The sequence below is a fragment of the Kitasatospora sp. NPDC030952 genome, assembly GCF_055571335.1.
Genome location: NZ_JBVIFM010000001.1, coordinates 392,714 through 409,124, shown reverse-complemented (window position 1 = coordinate 409,124; position 16,411 = coordinate 392,714). Strand labels below are relative to the sequence as shown.

Here is a 16,411-nt window from a genome sequence, read left to right as displayed (position 1 = left end):
GGGAGAGCGACAGCATGGTCAACCCGGCACTCGTCGATCCGGCCACCCTCCGCGCGACCGCGGCCGAGGCCTGGATCCGCGCCCACCCCGTCCTACGGAACTACCGCACCCTCTACGCCCAGGCCCTGGACGACGCGAACCCCGGCTACGTCGGCGGCTTCGGCGTCTTCCACCACACCTCGCGGCCGGCCACCCCCGCCGACACCGACGTCGTCACCCCCGACAACGACACCCTTCCCTCCCGCGCCTGGCTCGACCTGCGCGCCGGGCCGTGGGTGCTCTCGGTCCCCTCCGACGGCGACTACCGCGTCCTCGCGGTGCACGAACTCGACACCCTGCTGGCCGGGTTGATCGGCTCCCGGACCACCGGCCAGGAGGCCGGGGACTTCCTGGTGGCCGGCCCGGACTGGACGGGCGAGACCCCGCCCGGCATCGCGGGCGTGATCCGCACCGCCACCCGGCTGGTCGGCGTCCTCGCCCACACCCGGCTCACCGGGAACAGCCCCGCCGAGCTCGCCGAGCTGAAGGCCGTCCAGGAGCAGTACCGGCTGCGCCCGCTGCACGAGTACACCGGCACCCCGGCCCCCGACCCCGCCCCCGAACCGGTCTGGCCGGTCTGGCGCGACGAGGTCCTGGACGGCGTCGAGTTCCTCACCTTCCTCGACTTCCTGCTCGGCTTCTTCCCGCTGACCGGCGAACTCCCGCCCACCGAGAGCGAGTTGCGCGGTCGCCTGGCCGACCTCGGCATCGACGGCCGCGGCGAGTTCGAACCCGCCACCCTCCCGCTGGAGGCCCGCGCCGAACTCGACCGCGGCATCGCCGACGGCCGCGCCCGGCTGACCCGCGCCGTCGCCGAACTCCGCGACTCCACAGGTCTGTTCGGCACCCGCGCGCAGCTCGGCGGGGACTTCCTCCGACAGGCCGTCGCCGCCGAACTCGGCCCGTACGGACTGCCCACCGAGGAGGTCTGGTACGGCCGTTGGGCGGCCGACAGCGAGGGCCACCGCCCGCCGAACGCCGCCGACCGCGACCACCTGATCCGCTTCGCCCCGGACGCCCTGCCGCCGGCCCGCTTCTTCTGGTCCGCGACGGCGTACGCGCTCCCCGGCCACCGGCTGGTCGACAACACCCTGGACCGCTACTCGATCGGCGCCCACACCCCCGGCCTGGTCCGCGACCGGGACGGCGGCCTCACCCTCTACGTCCAGCACAAGCGCCCCGCCGACGCCGAGCACTCCGCCAACTGGCTGCCCGCCCCGGACGGCCCGTTCGCGGTCGTGCTCCGGATCCGCGGCCCGGAGGCCTCCGTCCTGGACGGCCGCTGGCAACCCCCGCCGCTCACCCCGCGCTGACCCCGCGCTGACCCCGCGCTCACCCGCCGCCCGGCACCTGGAACCCGTCAACGGCCCCGCCGCCGATACCGCCGCCGATGCCGCCACCGACTCCGACGAAGGACCCCCGATGAACCTGCCCGAGCTGGAGGCCCTGGCCGCCGACGCCTACGTCTACGGCTATCCGCTCGTCGCCGGCCTCACCATGGTCGAGCGTTTCGCCAACGGCGGCCTGGGCACCCTCCCGGCGGCGCCGTTCAACCACTTCAGCCACGCCACCCGGCTGGCCGGCCCGGCCGACCGCTTCGTCTCGGTCAACAACGACACCATCTACTCGATCGCCCAGCTGGACCTCTCCGAGGGCCCGCAGGTGCTGCACGTCCCGGACACCGCCGGCGCCTACTACGTGCTGCAGTTCATCGGCGCCTGGACGGACAACGTCGCCTACCTGGGCAGCCGGGCCTCCGGCACCGAGGCCCAGACCTGGTTGGTCGTCCCGCCCGACTGGCACGGCAGCGCGCCGGACCCCGACCGGGTGATCGAACTGCCCACCACCGTCGGCACCATCGTCGGCCGCTTCGCCTGCAACGGCCCGGACGACCTGCCCCGGGTCCGGGCGCTGCAGGCCGGGCTCCTCCTGGAGCCGCTGGAGCCCGGCGGCCTGGTCGCCGGACTGCCCGAGCCCGACCCGGACGTCCCCGAGCGGCTGGCCTTCTTCGAACGCCTCCGGGTGTGGATGCAGGCCTTCCCGCCGGCCACCCCCGACATCGAGTACCAGCGCCGCTTCGCCCCGCTCGGCCTGCTGGACGACGGCGCCTCGCCGTACCGCGCGGCCGCCGCGGAGTGGACCCTGGCGCTCGCCAAGGGCCTGGCCGCCGGGCGCGAACGGGTCGAGGACGCCACCCGCCCGCCCGAGGAGCACCCGCTCGGCGAGTGGCGCTCCGCGCTCCACCTCTTCGACTACAACATCGACCACCTGGGCCCCGGCACCCTGGACGACCCGGAGTGGCGCATCCCCGACCGCCGCGCCGCCTACCTCAGCCGCGCCGCCGCCGCCCGGGCCGGCCTCTGGGGCAACCACGCCTACGAGGCCTCGTACGCGATGACCTACGACGACTCCGACGGCCGGCCGCTCACCGGCGCCAACAGCTACACCCTCCGCTTCGAGCAGCCCCCGCCGGCCGAGGCCTTCTGGTCCGTCACGATGTACTCGGTGCCGGACTACTACCTGGTGGAGAACCCGATCGACCGCTACTCGATCGGCGACCGCACCCCCGGCCTGGTGTACGGCGCCGACGGCTCGCTGACCGTGACCCTCCAGCACGAGCCGCCGGAGGACCCGACGGCCGCCGCCAACTGGCTCCCCACCCCGCTCGGCGAGTTCCGCCCGATCATCCGGCTCTACCGGCCGAAGCCCGTCGTCCTCGACGGCAGCTACCAGGTCCCCCCGATCCACCGCTGCCCTCCTGCGGAGACCCCGCCGCCGGACACTCCCTAACGCCCCGTCGCCGTACCCGTCGGGTGCGGGGAGGCGCTGCCGGTCGTCGGCGCCGAGGGGCTCGGCGCACCGGTCGGCGGTCCGGAGGGCGACGGCGACCCCGTCCGGCTCGGCGTCGCCGTGGGCGTGCCAGTGCCAGTGCCAGTGCCGGTGCCGGTGCCCGTGGCCGACGGCCCGCCGCCCGGTGTCGGTGAGGAGGTCGGCGCCGGCGCCGAGGAGGACGCCGACGCGGACGCCGACGCGGGCACCGAGGAGGACGCCGAGGAGGAGGGGCCGCCCCGGTTCTCCGGCCCGCCCTCCAGGGTGACCACCGCCTGGGAGGGCGGCAGCGCGATCCGGGCCGTCCAGTGGGTGGTGGGCGCGAGGTCCTCGTCCACCGTGACGATCACGGTGATCCGCTGCCCGGGGGCGAGCGTCCCCGAGTCGCGGCTGAGCCGGAGCCAGCCGGCGTCCGGCACGGCGTGCCAACGGATCTCCGTGGTACCGGAGTTGGTGAGGGTGAGCACCGTCCGGCTGCCGTACTCCCCGGCCTCGACGGTGAGCAGCCCGGCCGGGGCCGGGTCGCCCGCGCCCGGCGCGGAGGCCTGTTCGACCGCGGGGGCCGGGGCGGCGACCAGCGTGGGGCTGCCGAGCGGGGTCGCGCCCCGGGCGGGCACCGGGACCAGCGGCCCCTGGAAGGTGAGCCGCGGAAAACCGGGAAGCAACGTTTCTGCACCGTTTGCTCCGCCCCCGCCACCGCCGGCCGCACCGCCCCCGCCCGCACCCGCCAGCTCCAGCCCCGGCATCCCCGCGCCCACCGCCGCCCCCGCGGCGACCCCCGCCGCCCACGGCGAGCCCGGCCGCTGCCCGGTCTCCCGCCCGGCCTCCTCCACCCGCACCGCCGAGACCGAGGCCGCCGACCCGGCCCCGCCACCGCCCCGGTGCCCGGCCCACAGCGCCACCACGGGCGCCGCCAGTACGGCCGCCAGCACCCCGGTGGTCACCACCCGCCGACGGACCGCCAGCCCCCGGCCCGCGTCCGGAGCCCGGTGCCGGGGGAAGCCGCCGTGGTCGAACCGCAGCCCCGGCTCGGCCGCCGCCGACCCCCGCCGCCCGACCGCTCCCACCGGGGCGGGCCGCGCCGACCCACCCGCCGGGGGCGGCGCCGTCAGCAACGGCAGTCCCGACAGTCCGGCCGCCCCCTCGGCCGCCTCCCCGGCGGCCACCCGCTCCGCCGTCCCCCGGCAGGTCGGGCAGTCCAACACGTGCTGCACCAGCTCCCGCCGCAGCGCCGGGCCGAGCACCCAGTCCCGCCAGGACTCCGCCCCGGCCCCACCCAGCCGGTCCAGCTCGGGGCAGCTGCCCACGCCGAGTACCAGCAGGGCCGCCCTGGTCCGGGCCACCTCGGCCTCGGCGGTGGCGAGCAGCCCGCGGGTGCGTTCGAACGGCAGGCCCAGGACGGCCGCCACCTCCAGCGGGGTCAGCCGGTGCCGGACGGACAGCTCCAGCGCCTCGCGCTGCTCCGGGTCCGTGCCGGCCGCCTCGGGCCAGGCCAGCGAGGCCAGCTCGCGCCGCCGCCGGGTCGCCTCGGCCTCGGGCACCTGGTCGGGCCGGACGCCCGCCCCCGGCCCGGTCCCGTCCGCCAGCCGCCGCAGGCAGCAGTACCGGGCCAGCGAGAACAGCCAGGCCCGCACCAGTCCGGGCTCGGCCAGCCGTCCGCCGTGCCGCCGGGCCAGCTCGCGGACCTCCCGCAGGGCGTCGGCGGCCGCGTCGTGTTCGCACAGCACCGAGAGGCAGTAGGTGAACAGGCCGTCCACCTGCCGGTCGTACCCCGCGAGCACGGCGTCCGGCGCCCCGACGGGTCCAACAGTTCGCGTTGTCACCCGTCCGACGGTAGGGACACCGGGCGGCCCGTCCCCGCCATTCACCGCGTATGTACTTCTTTCGGGTAACAACATCGCCCATCTGTGTGGGCGCCCCGCCCGCCCGGGGCCCGGAGTACCGGCGGAGCACGGCGGACCACGGCTGTCACACCCAGCCGCTACCGTGGGCCGCATGCCTCCGCGTTCCAAGACCACCGCCAAGCCGCGCCCGGCCTACCGCTGCACCGAGTGCGGCAACCAGCTGCCCAAGTGGGTCGGCCGCTGCCCGGAGTGCAACGCCTGGGGCACGGTCGAGGAGTACGGCGCGGTGCCGATCCGCACCACCGCGGCCGGCCCGGTCAGCGCGCCGGCCCGCCCGATCGCCCAGGTGGACGGCCAGGTCGCGACGGCCCGCTCGACGGGCGTGCCGGAGCTGGACCGGGTGCTCGGCGGCGGTCTGGTCCCCGGCGCGGTGGTGCTGCTGGCCGGCGAGCCCGGCGTCGGCAAGTCGACCCTGCTGCTGGACGTCGCCGCCAAGGCGGCCACCGACCGGCACCGCACGCTCTACGTCACCGGCGAGGAGTCGGCCGGCCAGGTGCGGCTGCGCGCCGACCGGATCAACGCCCTCTCCGAGCACCTCTACCTCGCCGCCGAGCAGGACCTCGGCGCGGTGCTCGGGCACATCGAGGCGGTCAACCCCGGTCTGCTGATCCTGGACTCGGTGCAGACCATCGCCTCCGCCGAGCTGGACGGCGCCCCCGGCGGCCCGGCCCAGGTCCGCGAGGTGGCGGGCGCGCTGATCCGGGCCTCCAAGGAGCGCGGCATGGCCACCCTGCTGGTCGGCCACGTCACCAAGGACGGCCAGATCGCCGGCCCGCGCCTGCTGGAGCACCTGGTGGACGTGGTGCTGAGCTTCGAGGGCGACCGGCACGCCCGGCTGCGGCTCATCCGCGGGGTCAAGAACCGCTACGGCGCCACCGACGAGGTGGGCTGCTTCGAGCTGCACGACGAGGGCATCGTCGGCCTGGCCGACCCGTCCGGCCTCTTCCTGACCAGGCGTGACAAGCCCGTTCCGGGGACCTGCCTCACCGTCACCCTGGAGGGCAAGCGCCCGCTGGTTGCCGAGGTGCAGGCGCTGATGGTGGATTCGCAGATCCCCTCCCCGCGGCGCACCACCTCGGGCCTGGAGTCGCCCCGGATCGCGATGATCCTGGCCGTGGTCGAGCGGCACGGCGGGGTGAAGCTCGGCAAGCAGGACATCTACACCGCGACGGTCGGCGGGGTGAAGCTGACCGAGCCCTCCGCGGACCTCGCGGTCGCGCTCGCCGTGGCCAGCTCCTCCACCGACACCCCGCTGCCCAGCAACCTGGTGGCGATCGGCGAGGTCGGCCTGGCGGGCGAGGTGCGGCGGGTGACGGGTGTGCAGCGCCGGCTGGCCGAGGCGCACCGGCTGGGCTTCACCCACGCCCTGGTCCCGCCGGACCCGGGCAAGGTGCCGCCGGGCATGAAGGTGGTCGAGGTGGCCGACATCGGTGAGGCGCTGCGGGCCATCCCGGGCCGCCGCCGGGCCGCCGCCAAGCCGCGCGCCGAGGCCCGTACCGAGGTGCGTGGTGAGGCTCCGTCGGCCCCGCCGGCGCCTCGCGCGGCCCGGGTCCCGGCGTACCCGGAGGAGCTGATGGACGGCTGGGAGCCGCTCGACTCCGACGAACTGCGCTGACCCAAGCCCTGCCGAAGCCGCACGCAGTTAGACTTCCCCCAGTCTCATTGGCCAGAAGGCAGTACCGAAGCGGTACTGAGCGACAGAGCAACAGACCGCGGACCGGCGCACGGCGCGAGGCGCGCGGCACGGGGTCGACCGGAGGAGTCACGTGGCAGCCAGCGACCGGGGGGCGGACAAGGCCTCCCGTGAGGAGGCCCTGCTGCGGGCCTCCCTCACCGCCATCGCGCCCGGTACCGCGCTTCGTGACGGCCTGGAACGGGTCCTGCGGGCCAACACCGGCGGCCTGATCGTGCTGGGCTTCGACAAGACCGTCGAGTCCCTGTGCACCGGCGGCTTCGTGCTGGACGTCGAGTTCAGCGCGACCCGGCTGCGCGAGCTGTGCAAGCTCGACGGCGCGGTGGTGCTGGACAAGGACATCACCAAGATCGTCCGGGCCGGCGTCCACCTGATGCCGGACTCCACCATCCCCACCGACGAGACCGGCACCCGCCACCGCACCGCCGAGCGGGTCAACCGCCAGACCGGCTACCCGGTGGTCGCGGTCTCGCACTCGATGCGGCTGATCGCCATGTACGTCAACGGCACCCGCCGGGTGCTGGAGGACTCCACCACCGTCCTGTCCCGCGCCAACCAGGCGCTGGCCACCCTGGAGCGCTACAAGCTGCGCCTGGACGAGGTGGCCGGCACCCTCTCCGCCCTGGAGATCGAGGACCTGGTGACGGTCCGGGACGTCACGGCCGTGGCCCAGCGCCTGGAGATGGTCCGGCTGATCGCCACCGAGATCGCCGGCTACGTGCTGGAGCTCGGCATCGACGGTCGGCTGCTCTCGCTCCAGCTGGACGAGCTGATCGCCGGCGTGGAGCCGGAGCGCGAACTGGTCGCCCGGGACTACTTCCCGGAGCGCGCCGCCAAGAAGGGCCGCACGGTCACCGAGGTGCTGGCCGACCTGGAGGCGCTCACCCACGCCGAGCTGCTGGACCTCCAGACGGTCGCCAAGGCGCTCGGCTACTCCGGTTCACCGGAGTCCCTGGACTCCGCCGTCTCCCCGCGCGGCTACCGCCTGCTGGCGAAGATCCCGCGTCTGCCCAACACGGTGATAGAGCGCCTGGTCGAGCACTTCGGCGGCCTGCAGAAGCTGCTCGCCGCCAGCATCGACGATCTGCAGACGGTCGAGGGCGTCGGCGAGACCCGGGCCCGCTCGGTCCGCGAGGGCCTGTCCCGGCTTGCCGAATCGTCCATCCTGGAGCGCTACGTCTGACCTGACGCGCGACGAAGCTCGGACGGCCCCCGGAGAAACGCTTCCCCGGGGGCCGTCCCGCGTCCCGGGCCGCCGTCCCCACACCGCCGAAGCCCGTACCGCCGGAGCCCCCGTACCGCCGGAGCCCCCACAACGCCGAAGCCCCCGACCGCGCTGCGGTCGGGGGCCAGGTGCGAAGGTGACGTCCGCTCAGTTGTCCAGTCGGATCGAGGTCCGGGCCGACACCTTGTCCCCGGAGAGCCCGGTGAGCTCGGCGAGCACCACGTACGTCCCGTTCGCCGGCGGCGCCTGGTCGGCGGTCGCGCACTGCGGCTTGCTGCGGCTGCGGTCCCAGGTGAAGGTCTCGGTCTGGCTGCCGTTCGCCGGGATCTGCACCCAGATGTTGCCCTTGTCGGGCGGGCAGTCGCCGGAGGACCAGACCCGGTCGTTGTTGCTGCCGCTGCTGACCGTGATCACCGAGGCGGTACGGCCCAGGTCCACCCGGCAGTTGGCGCCGGAGGAGTTCTTGACCGTCAGCGCCAGCTTCGGCTTGTCCTTGGGCTGGTAGGAGTTCTGGCTGCCGGCCAGCTCCAGGGCGACCTGCGAGGAGGAGCAGACCGGAAGCGCCATCACCTCGGGGGTGTTCACCGCCGGGGCGCCACCGCCCGAGCCACCGGACCCACCGGTCGAGCCGCCCGTACCACCCGGCGCCGGGTTGCCGCCGGCGCCACCCGAGCCACCGGCACCACCCGAGCCACCGGCCCCGCCGGTGCCACCACCGGTCCCGCCGCCGCTGAGCCCGACCTCGCTGCCGCCGCCGCTGGCCACCGGCCCACCGCCGCCGCCACCGGCGGGGTGCGCCGCGGGGCCGCTCGGCGAGGCGCCCGGCGTGATCGCCTGGGCGGGCGTCTGGCTCTGGGACTGGGACGGTACGGCCTGCGCGGCCTTGCTCGGTGAGCCGCCGTCACCGCCCTGATCCGACATCAGCCAGGCGATCAGCGCGACGACCGCCGCGACGGCGACGAGCACGACGACGCGCCGACGCCAGTAGATCGAGGCGGGCAGCGGTCCCACGGGTTGACGCAAAGAGGGCACGATCAAACTCTATGGGACTGTGTGTGGCGATTGACTCACCAACACCGCACAGTCGCCCCTTCTTTCACATGATCCGCCATTTGATCCGTTCGAGGGAGTCCCCGAACCCGGAAAACCGGGCGGAAACCGACCGACCCGGAGCCTCTGCCTCCGCTTCGGCCGGGTCCACGGCCGTGGGAGGATCGAAGGGCCATGACTGCCATCACCGCCACCGAAGCCGCCCCCGCGCCGCCGCTGCCCCTGCCGCTGCTGCACTCGACCGTCATCGACTGGTACGAGGCCAGCAAGCGCGACCTGCCCTGGCGGACCCCCGACGCGTCCCCCTGGGCCGTCATGGTGAGCGAGTTCATGCTCCAGCAGACCCCGGTGAAGCGGGTGCTGCCCGCCTGGCAGGCCTGGATGACCCGCTGGCCCACCCCCGCCGATCTCGCCGCCGAGGCGCCCGGTGAGGCGGTCCGGATGTGGGGCCGGCTGGGCTACCCGCGCCGCGCGCTGCGGCTGCACGCGGCCGCCGTGGCGATCACCGAGCAGCACGGCGGCGAGGTCCCGGACGACCACGCCACGCTGCTCTCGCTGCCCGGGGTGGGGGAGTACACCGCCGCCGCGGTCGCCTCCTTCGCCTTCCGCCAGCGGCACGTGGTGCTGGACACCAATGTCCGCCGGGTGTTCGCCCGCGCGGTGACCGGCGTCGAGTACCCGGCCACCGCCACCACCGCCGCCGAGCGCCGCACCGCGACCGCCCTGCTGCCCGACGACGCCCCGACGGCCGCCACCTGGGCGGTCGGCGTGATGGAGCTGGGCGCGCTGGTCTGCACCGCCCGCGGCCCGGAGTGCGGGGACTGCCCGCTGTTCACCGTCTGCGCCTGGCAGCGGGCCGGCCGCCCGCCGTACGAGGGCCCGGCCCGGCGCGGCCAGTCCTACGAGGGGACGGACCGCCAGGTGCGCGGCAAGCTGCTCGCGGTGCTGCGCGAGGCACACGGCACGGTGCCCCAGGCCCGGCTGGACGCGGTCTGGCCGGACGCGGTGCAGCGCGCCCGGGCCCTGGACGGCCTGGTCGCCGACGGTCTGGTCGAACCGGTCGAGCAGGGCGTCTACCGCCTGCCCCAGTAGGACTCCGGTGAGACCCCGGTAGGACCCGGCTCGAACGACGGCGCCCCCGGAAGGAACTCCTTCCGGGGGCGCCGTCGCGCAGCCGTACGTCGGCGGGGGCGGCCGTCAGATGGCCGCCGCCTCCAGCGAGGCCTCGGCCGGCTTCTCGCCCTTGCCGGTGCCGCGCAGCGGGACCTCGCGCAGGAACACCGCGGCGGCGATGGCGATCACGGCCACCCCGGCGCCCCACAGGAAGACGGTGTGCATGCCGTTGGACACCGCGTGGTGGTAGGCGTCCTGGACGACCTCGGGCAGCTTGCGCAGCTCGGCCGGGCTCATCTGGCCCGGGTCCTTCGCCCCGCCGCCGGCCGAGGCCTGCTCGCCCAGCCGCGAGGTCATGGTGTCCTTCACCCGGTTGTTGAACAGGGCGCCGAACAGCGCGACACCGAAGGAACCGCCGATGGTGCGGAACAGGGTGGCGGTGGAGCTGGCCACGCCCATGTCCTTGAGCTCGACGCTGTTCTGGGCGACCAGCATGGTGATCTGCATCAGGAAGCCCATGCCGGCACCGAGCACGACCATCCAGCAGGCCGAGGTGAAGCGGGTGGTCTCGGTGCCCATGGTGGAGAGCAGGACCAGGCCGCCGGCCATCACGATGGTGCCGATGATCGGGAAGATCCGGTACTTGCCGGTCTTGGTGACGGCCTGGCCGACCACCAGCGAGACCACCAGCATGCCGAACATCATCGGCATCAGCAGCAGGCCGGAGTTGGTCGCCGAGGCGCCCTGGACTATCTGCTGGTAGAGCGGCAGGAAGACGGTCGAACCGAACATCACGAAGCCGACCACGAAGCCGATGATCGAGACCAGGGTGAAGTTCAGGTTGCGGAACAGGCTCAGCGGCAGCATCGGCTCCTGGGCCCGCTGCTCCACGTAGCAGAAGGCGATCAGCGAGGCGACGGCGAGCGCGGCCAGGCCGAGGATCTCCTTGGAGCCCCAGGCGTACTGCTGACCGCCCCAGGTGGTGATCAGCACGAGCGAGGTGATGCCGGTGGTGAGCAGGATCGCGCCCGGGTAGTCGATCCGGGCGCTGCTACGGACCTTCGGCAGCTTCAGGGTCACGACGACCACGGCGAGCGCGACGATGCCGAGCGGCAGGTTGATGTAGAAGGTCCAGTGCCAGCTCAGGTGGTCGGTGATGAAGCCGCCGACCAGCGGGCCGCCGATGGTGGCGAGGGCCATCACGGCGGCGAACATGCCCTGGTACTTGCCGCGGTCACGCGGCGCGACGAGCGCGCCCATGATCGACATGACGCCGACCATCAGACCGCCGGCGCCCAGGCCCTGCACGGCGCGGAAGCCGATCAGCTCGTTCATGTTCTGGGACAGGCCGGACAGCGCCGAGCCCACCAGGAAGATCACGATCGAGGTCAGGAAGGTGCCCTTGCGGCCGTACATGTCGCCGAGCTTGCCCCAGATCGGGGTGGAGGCGGCGGTGGCCAGGGTGTACGCGGTGACGACCCAGGACAGGTGCTCGGCACCGCCGAGGTCGCCGACGATGGTCGGCATCGCGGTGCCGACGATCAGGTTGTCGAGCATGGCCAGCAGCATCGTGACGACCAAGCCGACCATCACGAGGCGGATCTCGCGGGGTGACCGCGGCTGCTCCTCCTCGGCCGTCTTGTCCTCCGGTACCGGGCCGGCGGTCTTGGACTGTGACATGGGGTGGGCTCTCCCGGAGGGGTGTTTCGGACGGGCGGCGGGCCTTGCGACGGATCACTTACTTGACGCCCGGCTAGTTTATCGATCGTCGGCACGGTAAGTTGTTTCCTAGCCGGTCGTCAAGCCAGTTTTAAGACCGGGCGCCTGGGCAGGGAGAATGAGCCCGGGGCGGACACCACCCCGGAGTCCGCAGCAGTAGTCACCGACGCAGTCATGAGGCAGGCCATGGGCACTCCGCACAGCCCCCGCAGCGACACCCGGGCTCGCATCATCGAGGTGTCGTTGGAGCTCTTCTCGGAGCAGGGCTACGAGCAGACCTCACTGCGCGAGATCGCCGACCGCCTGGGCGTCACCAAGGCCGCGCTCTACTACCACTTCAAGACCAAGGACGACATCGTCCTGGGCATCGTCGAGCGGATGGCCGCGCCGATCGACGAGATCATCGCGTGGGGCCGGGAGCAGACCTGGAGCCCGGAGATGCGCGACGAGCTGATCGGGCGCTACGCGGACGGGATGACCGAGCGGGCCCCGCTGCTGCGCTTCTTCCACGAGAACCAGCCCGCGCTGCGCGACTCCCCGGCCGGGCTGGCCTTCCGGGACCGCGTGATCACCATGGTGCAGCTGGTGCACGGGCCCGAGGCAGGGTTCCAGGACCGCCTGCGGGCCACGATGGCGCTGTTCACCGCCCACTCGGCGTTCTTCCTGCTCAAGCACGACAGCGCGGACTTCGGCCACGCCGAGAACGTGTGGGGCGAGAAGCTGCCGCCCGCCGACCTGGACGAGGCGCTCGAAGCGGCCCGCGAGGTCGCGCTGGAGATCAGCGGCCGGATCGGCCACCCCGCCCGCGCCACCGGCTGAGCCGCCCGCACCACCGACTGAGCCACCCGGCCCGGCTTCGAGGCGGACCCGACGAGGCGGGCCCTAGAACGCCGTGACGCCGTGCTCGGAGAGGTAGGCGATCGGGTTCACCACCGCGCCGTAGCGGTTGCTGGTGCGGATCTCGAAGTGCAGGTGCGGCCCGGTGGAGTTGCCGGTGTTCCCGGACAGCCCGACCCGCTCGCCGGCCGCCACGTGGTCGCCCGGCGAGACCGAGAGCGCGGACAGGTGCGCGTACTGGGCGAAGTGCCCGTCGGCGAGCCGCAGGACGACCTCCTTGCCGTACGCGCCGTCCCAGGCCGCCGACACCACGGTCGCGTCGCCGACCGCCAGCACCGGGGTGCCCGGGGCCACCGCGAAGTCCACCCCGGTGTGGTACCCGGCGGCGTACCCGGAGTCGGCCACCCCGTACGGATTGCTGGTCGGCGCGTCCGGCGCCGGCGCGGACCAGTCCGGCACGGCCGCGGGGGCCGGTGCGGCCTCCGGCTGCGCGGCGGGAGCGTCGGCGGGCGCGGGATCGGCGGGCGCGGGCTCGGCGACCGGCGGTTCGAGCGGCTGCAGGTTGGGTGCCACCGCCACGAAGGCCTGCGCCGAGCCGGCGTCGTCCGGCAGCTTGTACGGGCTCGGCCCGGCCACCTGCACCAGGCCCGGGCTGGGCACCTCCGCCCGCGGCGCGGTGAAGGCCGAGCTGCCCGGGGTGGTCGGCCGTACGGTCTGGGCCGCGGCGCTGCCGGGTACGGCCGCCAGCAGCACGCCCGCCAGCAGTGCCACGGCCGCTCCGGCCGAGACCAGCGCGTGGTCGTGCTCGGTGCGCTGCCGGCTGCCCGGCAGGGTGGTGTGCCGGGGCGTGGCGAGCAGCCGCAGCGGCGGGACGGCGTGGCTGCGGACGGCCTGGCCGATCCGCGGCTGCCAGACGGCCGCCTGGGCCGTCGCACGGACGGCGAGCCGGCGCAGGGCCGGCCCCACGGGCGGAACGTTGGACATCGCCGGTCGCACCTCACGGTCGTACGGGGGCAGCAGCGTGGAGCGCCCGACCGGGGCGCTGCGCTGAGCGGGGGACCACTCAGCTTTAGCCGTCACTGAGCGGAGCCTCAAAACGGCGATGTACTACCCCGTGTAGTCGGCAGCGGCACCCGGATTCAAGCCGATGGCGTAATGATCATGAGATCGGATCGCCCGCGACCGGCCCGGTCCGTGCGGGTGGCCCGCCCCGCCCGACTACTAGGCCCGGTCGTACCATCCCGGAGCGCTGTGACGAGTGCCACCCGGTGGCCGGGGTTCGAACCGCCGCCGGAAAAGCGTCCGGCCCGCCCCCGCGCGATGGCGGGGGCGGGCCGGACGGGGAGACTTCAGTGCCGCGCGATCACGGCCTGACCGTCAGGACGATCAGTTGTCGACCGGGCGGACCCGGATCCAGGTCTCCAGGTAGTTCGCGGACTCGTTCTCGACCTCGATGCTGGTGCCGGTCTTCGGCACGTCGACACCGCTGTACGGGTTGTCCTTCGACCACCACGACTTCAGGTCGGAGAACTCGTCGACGCCCTTGGACTTCGGGATGACCGTCTCGACGTCGGCCTTGTGCAGGGTCAGCGCCGGGACGCGGCGCGAACCGAAGGTCGAGTCGAAGCCCTGCATGCGCGGACGCATCAGGGTGCCGTCCGTCCACTTCAGCGGAGTCGGGTGCGAGTCGACCGGCAGCACCAGGCCGTGGCCCGGGTGGGCGCTGACGTTGTTGTCGGTCTGCGACTCGTCCCAGTACCAGATCAGCAGACCGGGCTGGTACGAGTAGTGCTCGACCCAGCCGGGCTTGGCGGCCGAACCGAAGTTGTACGGGCCGGTCTTCAGCGTCTGGTCGAACGACACGTACTGCTTGTTCTCCGCGATGTAGTACTGCGCGTAGTCCTTGGTGTACGAGCCGCCGAAGCGGGTGAAGCCGGCGGCGGTCCAGCCGTTGTCGCCGTTCTCCACGTCGTCGCTGAACACGGTGGCGCCGTCGGCGGTCACCGCGATGTTGTCCACCGCGAGGCCGCGGTAGTGCAGGCCGCCGTCGGTGGTGTTGTGGTAGCGGAACTGGATCTTCTTGCCGGCGTAGGCGTCCAGGTTGAACGACAGGTCACCCCAGGCCGCGGCCTGGCCGCTGAGGGCCGGGCGGCCGTTCTCCTTGGGGAGCGCGGCGCCGTTCCAGGTGCCGTCCACGACGGTCCAGGTCTTGCCGCCGTCGGTGGAGACCTCGCCGAAGGCGTAGTCGAAGTCCTGCTCCAGCTCGTACCAGGCCTTGGCGTTGATGCTGGCCTTGGTCTTGCCGGTCAGGTCGATCTCGCGGGTCAGCGTGACGTTCAGGTTGTCGGCGCTGCCGCTCCACCACTCGCTGTTGCCGCCGAAGGGCTTGTTGATGTCGGTGGTGATGCTCTTCTTCGGCAGGTCGACGAGGAGCGCCTGCGGCAGGCTGGTGTTGTACTCCACCGGGCCGATGTGGTGGGTCGACTCGGTGCCGGCCTTGGCGCGGTCGACCTTCAGCCAGCCGAGCTGGTACTTGCTCCAGGCGTCGAGGTCGTTCGGCATGTCGCCGATGCTGTCCTTGCCCTCGCCGAGCCAGGAGCCGGAGGACATCAGCGACCAGAAGCCGACCGAGTTGTCGATGCCCTTGCCGGCGGTGTCGTAGAGGTCCGGCAGACCGAGGTCGTGGCCGTACTCGTGGGCGAAGACGCCGAGGCCGCCGTTCTCCGGCTGCATCGTGTAGTCACCGATCCAGAGGCCGGAGTTGCCGACCTGGACGCCGCCGAGCTTGTTGCCGTCGGGGCCGGCCTGGCCCGTCAGGTTGCCGTAGACGTACGAGCGGTGGGCCCACAGGGCCTTGCTGCCCTGCTTGCCGCCGCCGGCCGACTTGTCCTCACCGGCGTGCACGATCTGGAAGTGGTCGATGTACCCGTCGGGCTGGTTGAAGTTCCCGTCGTGGTGCGAGCCGTAGCGGTCCCACTGGTCGTACTGGGCCAGCGTCGCCTTGATCTGGGCGTCGGTCTGACCCTTCGCCTGCTGGTCCTTGTACCAGATGTCGACGGCGTCGCGGATCAGGTCCTGGGCGCTCGCGCAGACGTTGGAGCCGCAGTAGTCGGAGCCGTACCGGGCCTCGTTCCACGGCACCCGGACCCAGTCCGAGACCACGCCGTCGACCGAGTAGCGGCCCGAGGACTGCTTCTCGTAGAAGGTCTTCAGCGAGGGCTTGTCCTTGGAGAAGTACAGGTCCTGGTAGTGCTGCTGGTTGTAGTCGGCCTGCCAGGCGGTCGAGTTGTTCGTGGCGCGGTCCGGCGCCTCGATCTCGTTGTGCTTGGGGCCGGCCTCGCCGCCGTACTTGACCTTGCCGTCGGCGGTCTTGGTGGTGTTGTCGACCTGGTCGCCGAAGTCGACCAGGATCGTGAAGATCTTGTCCGTGCGCTCACGGGCGAGCTCGACGTACTTGTCCTTGCCGAGCTTCACGCTGGTGCTGCCGTTGTGCTGCTCGACCTGGGCGGTGCCGTCGAGCAGCTGCTCGGTGGCGGCCTTCTTCTCGGCGTCGACCTTGGCGGTCAGCGGGCCCGGGATGTTGTGCTCGGTGTTGACGGACTGGACGGCGTCGGCGGGGTCCCTCGGAACCGGTGCCGAGCCGGCCGCGACGGCGCTGCTCGGGAACAGGCCCGCGCCGAGCGTGACTATGACCGCCGCGGCGGTGGTGACCGCAGCGGCTCTCCTGGTGGTCTTCAACGTTGTGACGCCCTCCCCGACCGAGCCGACTCTTGGCCAAGGCCCGGTAAACCAATATGAAAGACAGGTGGACGTCATTTGACCGAAGTGGGGCGGGAAAAGATAGACCTTGACCCTGACATGGCCACGGCGCTATGCTCGCCGATTTCCCGTCAGCTGACGTCCGGTCAGGACAGCTCTGGTCGGGAGTGCTCTGGTCAGGGGAGTGGACGGGCGCCGGAACGCACCGAGCCCCCGGCGCGAACGCCGGGGGCTCGGTGGCTG

At 73.0% G+C, this 16,411-nt stretch carries 11 protein-coding genes; 6 read left to right on the top strand and 5 right to left on the bottom strand.

The genetic code is table 11. The features are described from left to right. The first annotated feature begins 14 nt into the window (after window positions 1-14). Both ACZ47G_RS01920 and ACZ47G_RS01915 read left to right on the top strand, forming a co-directional pair. Complete coding sequence (locus ACZ47G_RS01920) at window positions 15-1,352, top strand: DUF1254 domain-containing protein (protein WP_465739480.1); 1,338 nt, start codon at window positions 15-17, stop codon at window positions 1,350-1,352. Between the two features lie 109 nt (window positions 1,353-1,461). Then, the gene (locus tag ACZ47G_RS01915) at window positions 1,462-2,829 is read left to right on the top strand and encodes a DUF1254 domain-containing protein (protein ID WP_465739479.1); all 1,368 of its coding nucleotides are present in this window, start codon (window positions 1,462-1,464) and stop codon (window positions 2,827-2,829) included. Here ACZ47G_RS01915 and ACZ47G_RS01910 read toward each other — a convergent pair. Next, window positions 2,826-4,691 (bottom strand): BACON domain-containing protein, encoded by a 1,866-nt coding sequence (locus ACZ47G_RS01910; protein ID WP_465739478.1) that lies wholly within the window; start codon window positions 4,689-4,691, stop codon window positions 2,826-2,828. The genes ACZ47G_RS01915 and ACZ47G_RS01910 overlap by 4 nt on opposite strands. Before the next feature lie 172 nt (window positions 4,692-4,863). Between ACZ47G_RS01910 and radA the strand changes: the two genes are divergently transcribed. Continuing rightward, a complete protein-coding gene (radA, locus tag ACZ47G_RS01905; protein WP_465739477.1) occupies window positions 4,864-6,387 on the top strand; it encodes a DNA repair protein RadA in 1,524 nt (507 codons plus the stop codon). A gap of 202 nt (window positions 6,388-6,589) precedes the next feature. Continuing rightward, complete coding sequence (disA, locus tag ACZ47G_RS01900; protein ID WP_188306273.1) at window positions 6,590-7,648, top strand: DNA integrity scanning diadenylate cyclase DisA; 1,059 nt, start codon at window positions 6,590-6,592, stop codon at window positions 7,646-7,648. Window positions 7,649-7,837: 189 nt separating this feature from the next. Here disA and ACZ47G_RS01895 read toward each other — a convergent pair whose 3' ends face one another. Continuing rightward, window positions 7,838-8,713 (bottom strand): hypothetical protein, encoded by an 876-nt coding sequence (locus ACZ47G_RS01895; protein ID WP_465739476.1) that lies wholly within the window; start codon window positions 8,711-8,713, stop codon window positions 7,838-7,840. A gap of 201 nt (window positions 8,714-8,914) precedes the next feature. Here ACZ47G_RS01895 and ACZ47G_RS01890 point away from each other — a divergent pair, with 201 nt between their 5' ends. Further along, window positions 8,915-9,832 (top strand): HhH-GPD family protein, encoded by a 918-nt coding sequence (locus ACZ47G_RS01890; RefSeq protein WP_465739475.1) that lies wholly within the window; start codon window positions 8,915-8,917, stop codon window positions 9,830-9,832. 105 nt (window positions 9,833-9,937) lie between these two features. On the opposite strand, the gene ACZ47G_RS01885 is transcribed toward ACZ47G_RS01890, so the two are convergent. Beyond that, window positions 9,938-11,533, bottom strand: a complete 1,596-nt coding sequence (locus ACZ47G_RS01885) for an MDR family MFS transporter (protein WP_465739474.1) — start codon at window positions 11,531-11,533, stop codon at window positions 9,938-9,940. 225 nt (window positions 11,534-11,758) lie between these two features. Between ACZ47G_RS01885 and ACZ47G_RS01880 the strand changes: the two genes are divergently transcribed. Further along, window positions 11,759-12,391: a TetR/AcrR family transcriptional regulator gene (locus ACZ47G_RS01880; protein WP_465739473.1), complete on the top strand. Its 633-nt coding sequence runs from the start codon at window positions 11,759-11,761 to the stop codon at window positions 12,389-12,391. Between the two features lie 63 nt (window positions 12,392-12,454). Here the strand turns inward: ACZ47G_RS01880 and ACZ47G_RS01875 are convergent, their stop codons facing one another. Then, on the bottom strand, window positions 12,455-13,393 hold the full coding sequence (locus tag ACZ47G_RS01875; protein ID WP_465739472.1) for a M23 family metallopeptidase: 939 nt from the start codon (window positions 13,391-13,393) through the stop codon (window positions 12,455-12,457). 402 nt (window positions 13,394-13,795) lie between these two features. Then, window positions 13,796-16,147, bottom strand: coding sequence for an immune inhibitor A domain-containing protein (locus ACZ47G_RS01870; RefSeq protein ID WP_465739471.1), 2,352 nt, complete (start codon window positions 16,145-16,147; stop codon window positions 13,796-13,798). Window positions 16,148-16,411: the final 264 nt, after the last annotated feature.

Bases quoted from the DNA above. Each gene is read 5' to 3' on its own strand.
- ACZ47G_RS01885 (WP_465739474.1), bottom strand. From the start codon at position 11,533: ATGTCACAGTCCAAGACCGCCGGCCCGGTACCGGAGGACAAGACGGCC.
- ACZ47G_RS01890 (WP_465739475.1), top strand. From the start codon at position 8,915: ATGACTGCCATCACCGCCACCGAAGCCGCCCCCGCGCCGCCGCTGCCC.
- ACZ47G_RS01875 (WP_465739472.1), bottom strand. From the start codon at position 13,393: ATGTCCAACGTTCCGCCCGTGGGGCCGGCCCTGCGCCGGCTCGCCGTC.
- radA (WP_465739477.1), top strand. From the start codon at position 4,864: ATGCCTCCGCGTTCCAAGACCACCGCCAAGCCGCGCCCGGCCTACCGC.
- ACZ47G_RS01920 (WP_465739480.1), top strand. From the start codon at position 15: ATGGTCAACCCGGCACTCGTCGATCCGGCCACCCTCCGCGCGACCGCG.
- ACZ47G_RS01915 (WP_465739479.1), top strand. From the start codon at position 1,462: ATGAACCTGCCCGAGCTGGAGGCCCTGGCCGCCGACGCCTACGTCTAC.
- ACZ47G_RS01880 (WP_465739473.1), top strand. From the start codon at position 11,759: ATGGGCACTCCGCACAGCCCCCGCAGCGACACCCGGGCTCGCATCATC.